The organism is Yimella sp. RIT 621 (assembly GCF_004146205.1).
GTDB classification, from domain to species: Bacteria; Actinomycetota; Actinomycetes; order Actinomycetales; family Dermatophilaceae; genus Yimella; species Yimella lutea.
This window is the reverse complement of the sequence record NZ_SEIP01000001.1, coordinates 236943-249644: the sequence shown is the minus strand read 5'-3', so window position 1 is coordinate 249644 and position 12702 is coordinate 236943. Positions and strand designations below refer to the sequence as shown.

Here is a 12702-nt window from a genome sequence, read left to right as displayed (position 1 = left end):
CAAGCAGGACGTGCCGGATACGCATCGATCCGGTGACAGGACAGGCCGACCGGCCCACCCTGGCCGCGCAAACGAACGAGGTTGGGATATGGTTTCAGCGTGCCTGGAACCAAGACAAACCCCTCCGTGGGGTCTTCACGTCAGCGGACGCGGACGCACATGATCCGCGCGGTCTGCCTCGGTGGCGCAGCGCTGCTGCTCAGCGGCTGCACCGAATACCAAGAGCGGGGCTTCCTGCCCAAGGGCGTCACCGAGCTCTCACCGGAGATCACCGACTTCTGGGTCGCGACCTGGGCGTGGGCCATGGGCGTCGGTGTTTTCGTGTGGGCGCTGATGTTCTGGTGCATGGCGCGCTACCGCCGTAAGAAGACCGACACCGGTCTTCCGCCGCAGATCGCCTACCACGTGCCGATCGAGATCCTCTTCACGGTCGTGCCGATCCTGATGGTCGCGGTGCTGTTCGGCAAGACGGTCGAGATCGAGAACAAGATGCTCGACACCTCCAAGAAGCCCGACGTGACGGTCAATGTCGTCGGCAAGCAGTGGAGCTGGGACTTCAACTACGTCGACGAGAAGGCATACGACGTGGGCACCCAGGCCGTCATGGACGGCAAGCCGGGCGCGGAGACGACGATCCCGACGCTCTACCTCCCCGTGAACAAGCGGGTCGAGTTCGTGCTGACTGCTCGCGACGTCATTCACACCTTCTGGGTGATCCAGTTCCTGCAGAAGATGGACATGATTCCGGGCCGGGTGAACAAGTTCCAGGTCACCCCGTCCGAAATCGGCACCTACAAGGGCAAGTGCGCCGAACTCTGCGGCGCCTACCACTCGCAGATGCTCTTCAACGTGAAGGTCGTCAGCGAGGCCGACTACAACAAGCACATCCAGTCGCTCAAGGACCGTGGCTACAACGGATTCCTGTCCAACTCGATGGCGCGCAAGGGCTCGACCTTCGCACCGGGTGAGCAGCAGTACCTGCCCGCCGGGTTCGACCAGCAGGACGTCGTGGAAGGAACCAAGTAATGGCAACCACCACTCCGGTCGGAGCCCAGCTCGGAGGCGACACCCCCAAGGGTCCGCCGCAGCGTCACCCCGGCCGCACCGTGGTCAAGTGGATCACCTCCACCGACCACAAGGTCATCGGCAACCTCTACTTCATCTCCTCCTTCCTGTTCTTCCTTCTCGGTGGCGTGCTCGCCCTGATGATCCGCGCAGAGTTGTGGGCGCCGGGTCTGTCGGTCGTCGACAACCCCGAGCAGTTCAACCAGTTGTTCACCATGCACGGCACGATCATGCTGCTGTTGTTCGCGACGCCGCTGTTCGCCGGCTTCGCCAACGCGCTGGTGCCGCTGCAGATCGGTTCTCCGGACGTCGCGTTCCCGCGCCTGAACATGTTCGCCTACTGGCTGTACCTGTTCGGTGGACTCATCGCCGCGTTCGGCTTCCTGACCCCGCAGGGTGCGGCCGCCTTCGGTTGGTTCGCGTACGCCCCGCTGAGCAACTCCACCTTCAGCCCCGGTCTCGGCGGAAACCTCTGGGTTTTCGGCCTCGGCCTCGGTGGTTTCGGCACGATCCTCGGTTCGGTCAACTTCATCACCACGATCGTGTGCATGCGTGCGCCCGGTATGACGATGTTCCGCATGCCGATGTTCACCTGGACGGTGCTGATCACCTCGATCCTGGCGCTGATCGTGTTCCCGGTGCTGGCCGCCGCAATGTTCGGCCTCGGCATGGACCGGGTGTTCGGTGCACATGTCTTCGACCCTGAAACGGGTGGAGCGATGCTCTGGCAACACATGTTCTGGTTCTTCGGGCATCCAGAGGTCTACATCATCGCCCTGCCGTTCTTCGGTATCATCTCCGAGATCCTGCCGGTGTTCAGCCGTAAGCCGATCTTCGGCTACAAGGGTCTGGTCATGGCCACCGTCGCCATCGCCGCTCTGTCGGTGAGCGTCTGGGCCCACCACATGTACGCGACCGGGCAGGTGCTGTTGCCGTTCTTCGCGGTGATGACGATGCTCATCGCCGTCCCGACCGGTGTGAAGTTCTTCAACTGGATCGGCACCATGTGGGGCGGATCGATCACCTTCGAGACTCCGATGTTGTGGGCGCTCGGCTTCCTGGTGACCTTCTTGTTCGGCGGTCTAACCGGTGTCATCCTGGCCAGCCCGGCCCTGGACTTCTCGCTGACCGACTCCTACTTCGTGGTCGCGCACTTCCACTACGTGATCTTCGGCACCGTCGTGTTCGCGATGTTCGCCGGCTTCTACTTCTGGTGGCCCAAGTTCACCGGTCGGATGCTGGACGAGACCCTCGGCAAGATCCACTTCTGGTTGCTGTTCATCGGCTTCCACATGACCTTCCTCATCCAGCACTGGCTGGGTGTCGACGGCATGCCGCGCCGGTACGCCGACTACCTGCCGGAGGACGGCTTCCAGTTCATGAACCAGGTTTCGACCGTCGGTTCGATGATCCTGGGCGTCTCGATGCTGCCGTTCTTCTACAACGTGTGGAAGACCTGGCGCACCGCTCCGATGGTGGAGACCGACGACCCGTGGGGCTACGGCGCCTCGCTGGAGTGGGCGACCTCCTGCCCGCCGCCACGTCACAACTTCGACCGCATCCCGCGGATCCGCTCGGAGCGTCCGGCGTTCGACCTCAACCACCCCGAGGCGGCACCGCCGTCCGTCTCGGCATCGAAGAAGGTTCTGGCTGACATCTCCGCCGGACGGGAAGGTGACGTGCGATGAAGACCGAAGCAAGGCTCTTCTACGGGATCGGCATTTTCATCCTGCTGGTGTTCGCGATTTACACCTTCTTCACCATGCGGGACGCTCGAGGTATCGAGCCGGTCGGGGTTGCCGGCCTGCTGCTGACCGCCGGTCTGTGTTTCATGTGCGGCTTCTTCTTCTCCCTTTCCGGCAAGAAGAGCGACCCGCGTCCGGACGACGACCCCGACGGCGAGATCTCGGACGTCGAAGGTGACTTCGGCTTCTTCGCGCCGCACTCGTGGTGGCCGCTGATCCTGGCTTTCGGGTGCGCGCTGGTGATGTTCGGTGCCGCCGTCGGTTGGTGGATCGTCATCATCTCGATGCCGGTCCTGGTCATCGGTGCGATCGGTTGGACCTTCGAGTTCTTCCGCGGTGAGGACTCCGTCTGACGCACGCACAAGACAACACGACGAGCCCCGGCCCACTCGGCCGGGGCTCTCGCGTGCGGTGATGCTCAGCCCCAGCCGAGTTCGTGCAGACGGTCGTCGTCGATGCCGAAGTAGTGGCCGATCTCGTGCAGCGTGGTGACGCGGATCTGTTCGATGAGGTCGGCCCGGTCACGGCTGTGCCGGGTGAGCGGGCCCTGGAACAGGAAGATGCGGTCGGGCAAGGAGCCGTACATGTAGCTGTCCATGCGCTGGGGCAGCGGGATACCGACGTACAGGCCCAGCAGCTCGGCGTGTTCACCACGTTGTTCGTCCGTCGGCTCGTCCTCGATCAGGATGACGACGTTGTCCAGGCGGTCGAAGAGGTCCTGCGGGATCTCGTCGAGGGCATCGGCGACGGCGTCCTCGAAGTCCGCGCGGGACAGCGGGACGGTCACGTCAACTGGCGTGGCTGACGCGTCGCCTGGAAGGCGCCGTCGACAAGCTTGGGGACGCCGTTACTGGCGTTCAGCTGACCGATGAGGTTGACGTCGTCGCCATAACCCCTGGAGATGAGCTCGATGCCACTGCTGATGGTCTTCAACCGGCCGGCCAATGTACGTTTCACCGCGCGGTACGCCTCCACGGCGACCTCAGCTTCGGGGGAGCGAGCTTCGGCGGGCAGCCCGCACAGGATGGCGCCGGCGCCCCAGAGATCTTCGCTGGCGACGCGCATCGTGCCGTCGGGCCAGCGTTCGCCGGCCGGCACGACCAGCACTTCGCCGCCGTTCTCCAGGTGCGTGGCGGCATGCTCGCAGACTGCACGCGCATTGCGCAGGCAGCCCACGACGACCTCGGCCCCGGTCTCCGCCAGGGCAGCGCTGATCGTCGAGCCGTTGGGGGAGGGAAGCACCAGGGCCTTGAAGGGTTCTGCGGCCAGGATCGAGGCGGGGGACAGCGACAATTGTCCGGGCGGATCTCCGACCCCGCGCTCATGCCGTTGACTGGCCAGCACCGCTCCGGTCTTCTCGGCCAGACGGGCGGCACCGGAGTCGCGCCATCGGTACGGGTAGACGACCGCGCCTCGATCGGTTGCCAGCGAGACGCAGGTGCTGAAACTGCACACGTCCACCACGACGGCGAGCAACGGTGCCTTCGCCTCGAGGGCCATGTGCCGCGCGCCCGAGCCACCCCAGACACAACGAACCGGCCAATGACCTTGCAGGAGAGCGGGATTGTCCGCATTCTTCATAGGTGATCAGCCGGTTCGTCGGTGTGGTTCGGTGACAGGGTGCGAGATCAGTGGGTGTCGCTGGTCTCGCGGTCGTCGGTGTCGCGACGGTTGTACGCGCTGTGCTCGCCGAGTTCCTGCGCGGTACCGACACCGGAGAAGTGCCCGAAGGACGGCTTCTTGGTGGCGGCGATCGCAGCCTGCTCCAGTTCGGCTTCGCGGCCGTGCGTGTGGTGCTCGGCTGCGAGCTCGGCCGGGGTCACCGGCTCGATGCGGTCACTGAAGTAGAAGTTCGACAGCTTGGCGCGCAGCTTCTCGCCCTTGGTGCCCTTGCGGCGCACACCGTTCGCGTCGACGTCCGGACCGGCCTCGACCGGGCGGTAGGACTTGTACGACACCAGCGGCCAACGCTTGTACTCGTCGATCGGCTCGTGGGCCTCGAAGAAGCGACCGTCGGCCGTGCGGACGATACGCCCGGTCTCGCGTCCGTGCAGGACGAGATCGCGGTCGCGACGCTGCAGACTCAGGCAGATCCGCTTGGTCACCCAGAAAGCGATGATCGGGCCGAGGAACACCATGATGCGGAAGAACCAGGTGATGTCGTTGATCGACAGATGCAGCTTGATCGCCATCAGGTCGTTACCGGCTGCGAACAGCAGGATGAAGTAGAACGTGATGAACGCCATGCCGATGCCGGTGCGCGTCGGGTTGTTGCGCGGGCGGTCGAGCAGGTGATGCTCCTTGGTGTCACCGGTGACCCAGCGCTCCAGGAACGGGTAGATACCCATCGCGGTCCACATCAGTGGGATGAGCAGCACGGCGCCGATCATCACGTTGAAGCTGTAGGTGTGGCCCAGCAGGTTGAATTCGAGCCAGCCCGGTAGCAGTCGCAACGCGCCGTCGGCGAAGCCCATGTACCAGTCGGGCTGCGAGCCGGCAGTCACCTGCGTCGGCTCGTACGGGCCGTACAACCAGATCGGGTTCATGGTCACCAGTGCGGACACCAGGGCGATGACACCGAACACGATGAAGAAGAAGCCACCGGCCTTGGCCGTGTAGACCGGCATCAGCGGGAAGCCGACGACGTTCTTCTCGGTGCGACCCGGCCCGGGGTACTGGGTGTGCTTGTGCACCATCACCAGCAGGATGTGCGCGGTGAACAGGCCGATCAGAAGCGCCGGCAGCAGCAGCACGTGGACGGTGTACAGGCGGGGGATGATCGCCTCACCCGGGAAGCCGCCACCGAACAGGCCGTAGGCGATGTAGGTGCCGATGACCGGGACGCTGAGGATGAAGCCCTGGGCGGCGCGGACACCCGTACCGGACAGCAGGTCGTCCGGCAGCGAGTAGCCGGCGAAGCCCTCGACCATCGCGAGCATGAACAGCAGCAGACCGATGACCCAGTTGATCTCACGCGGCTTGCGGAAGGCTCCGGTGAAGAACACACGGAACATGTGCAGCATGATGGACACGAGGAAGATCAGCGCGCCCCAGTGGTGCATCTGACGGATCAGCAGACCACCGCGCACGTCCATGGAGATGTCGATGGTGGACGCGAAGGCCTCCGACATCGGCACGCCCTGCATCGGCACGTAGGAGCCGTCGTAGACCGTGTGGCCCATGCTCGGCACGAACCAGAAGGTCAGGAAGGTGCCGGTGATCAGCACGACGATCATCGAGTACATCGCGATCTCGCCGAGCATGAACGACCAGTGGTCCGGGAAGACCTTCTTCATCAAGAACTTGGCAGCCCCCGCAGCGCCGGTGCGCTCGTCGACCCAGTTGCCGATCGCGCCGGCCGGGCCGCCGCTCTTCTTCGGGGCGTCGGTGCGATCGTCGGTGCGCAGGGCGTCCGCAGGACGGTGTGCAGCGGTACTCATGCAAGCTCCCAGAAGCTCGGGCCGACAGCGTCGGCGAAGTCGCCGTCGGCGACCAGGTAACCCTCGTCATCGACCGAGATCTTCAACTGTGGCAGCGGACGCTTGGCCGGGCCGAAGATGACCTTGCAGTCCTCGGTCATGTCGAAGGTCGACTGGTGACACGGGCACAGCAGGTGGTGCGTCTGCTGCTCGTACAGGCCGACCGGGCAGCCGACGTGGGTGCAGATCTTGGAGTAGGCGACGACGCCCCCGATGCCCCAGTCACGCTGTTTCTGCGACTTGATCTTGTTCTCGTCGAGGCTGACCAGGATGACCGAGGACTTGGCCTTTTCGTTCAGCGGGTGCTCGGTCTCGTTCACGCCTTCGGGCAGCACGTGGAACACCGAACCGAGAGTGACATCGGACAGACGGATCGCGGTGCCGGCGGGGTCGCGCATCAGGCGACGGTTCTTGCCGTTGAGCTTCTTGCCCCAAAGGGTGACCTCGAGGTCGTTGCGCGGCATCGGACCCATCGAGCCCAGCAGCTGCAGGCCGAGGGGGAGTGCGAACAGGCCGAGTGCACCGCCCATGGTCATCTTCAACAGCGGACGACGCGTCAGGTGGGTGGACTCGGCGGCGTCGGCGAGGGTCTTCACGACGCTGGCACGGGTCTCGTCGTCCGAGCGCAGCGGGTGGCGCTCCTCGACGACTTCCTCGTCCGACATCAGCGTCTTGGCCCAGTGGATGGCGCCCAGGCCGATGAACAGGATCGACAGACCGAGCGTCACGCCGAGTGCGGTGTGACTCGCGCCCACCTTGCCGCTCAGCGGCAGCGTGACGGTGGCGTCCTGGCCGATCGCGAAGTAGCTCACGATGAACAGCAGCGTGAACAACATCGACAGACCGAACATCGTGACGACCTGGAGTTCGGACCGCTTCGCGGCCTTCTCGTCGTGGTCACCGTGACGGTGGATGTGCGGGGGGAGTCCCGGGTTCTCGAAATTTTCCGGGGTGTCGGCGGCCCCGTGCGACGCGACCGCGGTGCCGTGGCTGCCGTGCGCGTCGTTCGAGTGCCGTGCGACTTGGTTCGTCACTGCGGGATCCTCCTGCGGAGTGGGGTCTGTCATCACGCCGCCTTCTTGCCCAGCCAGACGGCGAAGCCGATGAGGATGCCGATGAAGATGGTCCAGGCGAACAGGCCGTCGGCGACCGGGCCCAGGTTGCCCAGGCTGTGGCCGCCCGGCGATGCCTCGGTCTCGATGTACTTCAGGTACGCGATGACGTCCTGCTTGTCCTTCGGCGACAGGTTCGTGTCGTTGAAGACCGGCATCGACTGCGGGCCGGTGAGCATCGCCTCGTAGATGTGCTTCTCGCTGACGTTCATCAGCGGCGGCGCGTACTTACCGCGGGTCAGAGCACCACCGGAACCGGCGAAGTTGTGGCACATGGCGCAGTTGACGCGGAACAGCTCGCCACCCTTGGCGATGTTGCCGCCACCGGAGGTGTACTCCTTGCTCGGAACGGCCGGGCCGTCACCGAGGGAGGCGACGTAGGCGGCCAACGCGTTGGTTTGCTTCTGGTCGAACTGCGGGGTGGCTCGTCCGGCCTGGACACCGGGCTGCTGCATCGGCATGCGGCCCGTGGCCACCTGGAAGTCGACGGCTGCGGCTCCGACACCGACCAGCGACGGGCCGTTGGGGCCACCGGCGGCGGAGATGCCGTGGCAGCTGGCGCAGTTGGACAGGAACAGCTGCTTGCCCTCGGACACCTGGTCGGCGGACGCGACGCTCGCGTTGGAGGCGTCGGCGTTCTTGGGGGCGAACAGTGCGTACAGGCCACCGGTGAGCACCAGGCCGAGCAGAAGCACGACCAGGAGTGCGGCGGGATGCCGGCGGCGGGCGGCGAGGGAACTCACGAGGCTTTGTCCTGTCGTCGAGCGGTCGGAGCGGTCGGGGGAGTCGTCACTGGAGCAGGTAGATGGTCGCGAACAGCGCGATCCACACCACGTCGACGAAGTGCCAGTAGTAGGAGGTCACGATGGCGCCGGTGGCCTGGTGGTGGGTGTAGCGGCGCGTGGTGAAGGTGCGGCCGATGATCAGCAGGAAGGCGACCAGACCGGCCGCGACGTGGACGCCGTGGAAGCCGGTGGTCATGTAGAACATCGAGCCGTAAGCGTCGGAGTCCATCGAGATGCCGTGGCTGAACATCTCGGAGTACTCATACACCTGACCGGACACGAAGATCGCGCCGAAGACGTAGGTGAGGGCGTACCACTCGCGCATGCCCCACTTGCCGACCTGGAGCAGGGAGCCGGTGCGAGCGGGCTGGCCGGCCTCGGCCTTGAAGACGCCGAGCTGACACCAGACCGAGGAGATCACCAGGATCAGGGTGTTGACCGTCGCGAAGGGGACGTTCAGGGCTTCAGTGCGATCGGCCCATAGATCCGGCGCAACGGCGCGAATCGTGAAGTACATCGCGAACAGACCGGCGAAGAACATCAGCTCGCTGGAGAGCCACACCATCGTTCCGACGGCGGTCATGTTCGGCCGGGTCACCGCGGGGCTGGTACCGGGGGAGCTCGAGTGAGCAGTAGTTGCTGTCGCCACGGCGCCATTATGTCCCCATTGGGTCCGACGTGCGCCATCGACCCCCCGGTTTCGTGAACTTCCCGTGACTCAACGAGCATCAGGCGGGTTGAGTGCCCGCGCCGTTGCGGGGATTTGGTGCGGCACAAGCGAATGCGGCCGTGATGGGGTTGTGATCTGCGGTTCGTTGTGGTCGGGCGCGAACGAGCACCGACCGTGAGGTCGGTAGCATCAACGACATGAGTTCGAACGTGCCGGTTCCCGCGGCCGAAGCCGCCCGGTCGGAGCAGTCCTCCGGCCCGCGTCAGTTGACCGTCCTGCTCTACAGCGACGACAGCGCGACCCGCGACGCAGTGCGCGTCGGTGTCGGTCGCCGTCCGGCTCGCGACGTGGAGATCGTCGCGTGGCGCGAGTGCGCCACCGCCCCGGCCGTGATCGAGGCGGTCGAGAGCGAGACGTACGACCTGCTCATTCTCGACGGTGAAGCCGCTCCGGTCGGTGGCCTCGGGCTCACCCGCCAGCTGAAGAACGAGATCGTGAACTGCCCGAAGGTGCTGGTGCTGACCGGTCGAGCCGCGGACGGTTGGCTCGCGTCCTGGTCGCAGGCGGAAGCAGCCGTGCCGCACCCCATCGATCCGCTCGTCCTCGCGAACGCGATTGCCTCCGTCGCTCGACAGGGCTGAGCCGGTGACGGCACCGCTGACCTGGCCGATCATCCTCAACTCGCTGCTGGACGGCGACGATCTCTCGCTCGATCAGACGTCCTGGGCGATGAACGAGATCATGTCCGGCAATGCATCGCCCTCCCAGCTCGCGGGCTTCCTGGTCGCGTTGCGCGCCAAGGGTGAGACCGTCGTCGAACTTCGGGGGTTGGCCGACGTCATGGTGGCGCACGCGCAGCCGATCAGCGTCGAGGGCGACACCCTCGACATCGTCGGTACCGGTGGCGACCGGGCACACACGGTGAACATCTCGACCATGTCGTCGATCGTCTGCGCCGGCGCAGGCGCCAGGATCGTCAAGCACGGCAACCGCGCTGCGTCGTCGTCGTCCGGCGCGGCCGACGTCATGGAGGCGCTCGGCGTCCGTCTCGACCTGACTCCGGCTCAGGTCAAGAAGGTCGCGGACGAGGCCGGGATCACCTTCTGCTTCGCCCAGACCTTCCACCCGAGCATGCGTCACGCCGCGGCGACCCGAAGGGAAATGGGCATCACGACCGCGTTCAACGTGCTCGGACCGATGACCAATCCGGCCGACCCGAAGTACCGGGCGGTCGGCGTCGCCGACCCGCGGGTCGCCCCGCTGGTCGCCGGAGTCTTCGCCGAACGTGGGCAGAACGCCGCAGTGTTCCGCGGCGACGACGGCCTGGACGAACTGACGTTGTCGACGACGTCCACGGTGTGGTGGATTCACGACGGTGAGATCAGCGAGCACTCGATCGATCCGGAGAATCACGGCCTGCAGCGGGCACCGCTGGAGGCGCTGCGCGGGGGCGACGGCATGCACAACGCGCAGGTGGTGCGCGAGGTCATGGACGGCTCGACCGGACCGGTGCGGGACGCCGTGTTGCTGAATGCAGGCATCGCCCTTGCGGTGGTGGAGTCGGGAAGCGGTGGACGCTTCGGCGCCGATTCCGACCTGGACGGTGCCCTCTCGCGGGGCATCGGCGCCGCCGAGAGGTCGATCGACAGCGGCGCGGCCAAAGCCGCCTTGGAACGTTGGATCAACTCCACGCAGAACGCCTGACCCCAGGCGTCACCAGACGTCACCAGACGTCGGTGCTGCGGCTACTACTCGTCGAGGCCGAGTGCGAAGGCAGCTCCGAGGTCGTCCGAGGAGTACGTGCGGAACGCGATGTGGGTGCGTGAGTCGAGTACCCCCTCGACCTTGTTGAGGCGATCGGCGATCACGTCGGCGAAGTCCTCGTGGCGTGCGACCTTCGCGACCGCGATGAGGTCGACATCGCCGGTGACCGAGTAGACCTCTGCGATGCCCTTGATCTCGGAGATCTCCTGGGCGACCTCGGGGATGCGGTGGACGTCGGCGGTGATGAGAACGATGGCTGAGATCACCCGGCCACCCTATCGCCGGCGTCGGCGCGGGTGCCCTGCGCCAAGGACATCTGCTTCTCCAATCGGGTTCTGGTGCCGGCGGCCCCGTTGATCGGGCACACCCACACTCCGTCGGTGTGCACGATCCGAACTCCCGGCTGCTCGAGCCAGTGCAGCACCTTCTCGGTTTCTTCGGTGAGCGCGGCCGGAGCCGGTGCCACCGGCGCGGCGACCACCTCGGCTGTTTCGCGCAGTGCTGCGATGTAGGGCATCGGATCTGCGCCGCGTGGGCTGAGGGTGGTGCCGGCGAATCGGCCGTAGCGCACGCAGACCACCTCCCATCCTCCGACCGCACCGGGGCGTGCTGCGACGACCTCTGGGGTGCGGGCGAGCGGATCGAGTCGCTGGGCGCGTGCCGCGCCCCGGACGAACGAAAGCATCCGGTCGCGCACGTCAGCCGCATCCTCGTACCGGCTCTGATCGCTGAGGCGTTCCATCCGTTCGGTGAGTACGTCGACGACCGGGCGTGCGTCGGTGGTCAGCAGCCGTTCGGCGTCGGCAGCGATGTCGGCGTACTCGTCGGTGGACTGCTCGCCGATGCACGGCGCCCCGCACTTGCCGAGATCGAAGAGCGCGCAAGCGGTGAACCCGCCCCGAGCCGACAACCGTTTGGTGCACTGGCGCAGCGGGATGACGTCGTGGACCGCGGTGACGGCCTGTTCGGCGGCGGTCCTGGAGTTGAACGGGCCGACGTAAGAGCGGGCATCGGCGCGGACCGTGGAGACGACGGACAGCCGCGGGAAGGGTTCCTGGGTCAGCTTCACCCACACCGCCCGCTCCGGATAGCGCGAACGGCGGTTGAACCGCGGCTTGTGCTGCGCGATCAGCCGAAGCTCACGCACCTGCGCCTCGAGTGCGGTCTGACACACGACGGGAGTGACCGACTCGGCCAGACCGACCATCTCGCGCATCCGTCGGCGCTTCTCGCTCTCGGTGAAGTAACTGCGTACGCGCTTCTTGATGTCGACGGAGGTGCCGACGTACAGGGCCTGACCGTTCGCGTCCTTGAACACATAGACACCCGGAGCGGACGGCAGATCGTCTGCGATCACCCGCTTGCGCCGCTGCTGCGGGCTGACCCGTTTGCTGTAGGTCTGGAGTTCTTCGAGCGTGTGCACGCCGAGATTGCCGACCCGTCCGATCAGCGCATGCAGGACGTCGACGGTTGCCCGCGCGTCGTGCAGCGCTCGGTGATCGGGAGTGGTCGCGGCGCCGAACAGATGGGCGAGCGTGCCGAGTTTGCGATTGGGCGCCTCGTCGGCGGTGACGAGTTGGCGAGCCAGGTGCGCGGTGTCGACCACGGCCGGCCGCGGCCACACCGCGCCGGTGTCACGACAGGCGGCCTTGAGGAAACCGACGTCGTACGGCGCATTGTGGGCGACGACGACGCAGTCACCGAGGAAGTCCAGAAAGGGGCCGAGCACGGCGTCGATGCGGGGCGCGCCGGCGACCATCGCATTGCTGATGCCGGTCAGTACGGACACGAACGGCGGGATCGGCTCGCCCGGGCGCACCAGCGTCTGGAACTCACCCAGCACGATGCCGCCGCGCACCTTCACCGCACCTATCTCGGTGATGTTCCTGCCGGCGGGTGCCCCGCCGGTTGTCTCCAGGTCGAGCACGACGAAGGTGACATCGGACAGCGGTGTGCCGAGATCGTCGAGTGTCGCCTGGACTGCGACCGGTCTGGTGGACATGTTCCGAACGCTAGGTGCCGCCACCGACAACGACCCGTAGGACGCGCGGCGCAGCCGGTGGACAGCGTCGGGAGGGCCGT

13 protein-coding genes are annotated in these 12702 nt (G+C 65.9%); 5 read left to right on the top strand and 8 right to left on the bottom strand.

Translation table 11 applies throughout. The features are described 5' to 3' along the window. Positions 1-99 precede the first annotated feature (99 nt). Genes coxB through EU513_RS01265 form a run of 3 tightly spaced genes read left to right on the top strand, consistent with a single transcriptional unit; the run spans position 100 to position 3163 of the window. Positions 100-1026, top strand: coding sequence for a cytochrome c oxidase subunit II (gene coxB, locus EU513_RS01275; RefSeq protein ID WP_370447328.1), 927 nt, complete (start codon positions 100-102; stop codon positions 1024-1026). Further along, positions 1026-2753, top strand: a complete 1728-nt coding sequence (ctaD, locus tag EU513_RS01270; protein ID WP_129624028.1) for a cytochrome c oxidase subunit I — start codon at positions 1026-1028, stop codon at positions 2751-2753. The genes coxB and ctaD overlap by 1 nt, the downstream gene beginning before the upstream one ends. Then, positions 2750-3163, top strand: coding sequence for a cytochrome c oxidase subunit 4 (locus EU513_RS01265; RefSeq protein ID WP_129624027.1), 414 nt, complete (start codon positions 2750-2752; stop codon positions 3161-3163). Before ctaD ends, EU513_RS01265 begins: the two co-directional genes overlap by 4 nt. 65 nt (positions 3164-3228) lie before the next feature. Here the strand turns inward: EU513_RS01265 and EU513_RS01260 are convergent, their stop codons facing one another. The 6 genes from EU513_RS01260 to EU513_RS01235 are packed head-to-tail and all read right to left on the bottom strand — an operon-like array spanning position 3229 to position 8769. Further along, complete coding sequence (locus tag EU513_RS01260; protein ID WP_129624026.1) at positions 3229-3597, bottom strand: metallopeptidase family protein; 369 nt, start codon at positions 3595-3597, stop codon at positions 3229-3231. Next, positions 3594-4391, bottom strand: a complete 798-nt coding sequence (locus EU513_RS01255; RefSeq protein ID WP_129624025.1) for a 2-phosphosulfolactate phosphatase — start codon at positions 4389-4391, stop codon at positions 3594-3596. The genes EU513_RS01260 and EU513_RS01255 overlap by 4 nt, the downstream gene beginning before the upstream one ends. Positions 4392-4438: 47 nt before the next feature. Further along, positions 4439-6250 carry a ubiquinol-cytochrome c reductase cytochrome b subunit gene (locus tag EU513_RS01250; protein WP_129624024.1) on the bottom strand — a complete coding sequence of 604 codons (1812 nt, stop codon included), beginning with the start codon at positions 6248-6250 and terminating at the stop codon, positions 4439-4441. Further along, positions 6247-7356, bottom strand: coding sequence for a ubiquinol-cytochrome c reductase iron-sulfur subunit (locus EU513_RS01245; protein WP_129624023.1), 1110 nt, complete (start codon positions 7354-7356; stop codon positions 6247-6249). Before EU513_RS01245 ends, EU513_RS01250 begins: the two co-directional genes overlap by 4 nt. Further along, entirely contained in the window at positions 7356-8144 is a 789-nt protein-coding gene (locus EU513_RS01240; RefSeq protein WP_129624022.1) for a c-type cytochrome, read from the bottom strand. Before EU513_RS01240 ends, EU513_RS01245 begins: the two co-directional genes overlap by 1 nt. A gap of 46 nt (positions 8145-8190) precedes the next feature. Then, on the bottom strand, positions 8191-8769 hold the full coding sequence (locus EU513_RS01235; RefSeq protein WP_129624152.1) for a heme-copper oxidase subunit III: 579 nt from the start codon (positions 8767-8769) through the stop codon (positions 8191-8193). A gap of 284 nt (positions 8770-9053) precedes the next feature. Between EU513_RS01235 and EU513_RS01230 the strand changes: the two genes are divergently transcribed. Both EU513_RS01230 and trpD read left to right on the top strand, forming a co-directional pair. After that, positions 9054-9497: a response regulator transcription factor gene (locus EU513_RS01230; protein WP_129624021.1), complete on the top strand. Its 444-nt coding sequence runs from the start codon at positions 9054-9056 to the stop codon at positions 9495-9497. A 4-nt stretch (positions 9498-9501) separates the two neighbouring features. Then, the gene (gene trpD, locus EU513_RS01225) at positions 9502-10560 is read left to right on the top strand and encodes an anthranilate phosphoribosyltransferase (protein ID WP_129624020.1); all 1059 of its coding nucleotides are present in this window, start codon (positions 9502-9504) and stop codon (positions 10558-10560) included. A gap of 44 nt (positions 10561-10604) precedes the next feature. Here trpD and EU513_RS01220 read toward each other — a convergent pair whose 3' ends face one another. Beyond that, on the bottom strand, positions 10605-10886 hold the full coding sequence (locus EU513_RS01220) for an Lrp/AsnC family transcriptional regulator (RefSeq protein WP_129624019.1): 282 nt from the start codon (positions 10884-10886) through the stop codon (positions 10605-10607). Continuing rightward, a complete protein-coding gene (locus tag EU513_RS01215; protein WP_129624018.1) occupies positions 10883-12622 on the bottom strand; it encodes a DEDD exonuclease domain-containing protein in 1740 nt (579 codons plus the stop codon). Before EU513_RS01215 ends, EU513_RS01220 begins: the two co-directional genes overlap by 4 nt. Positions 12623-12702 lie beyond the last annotated feature (80 nt).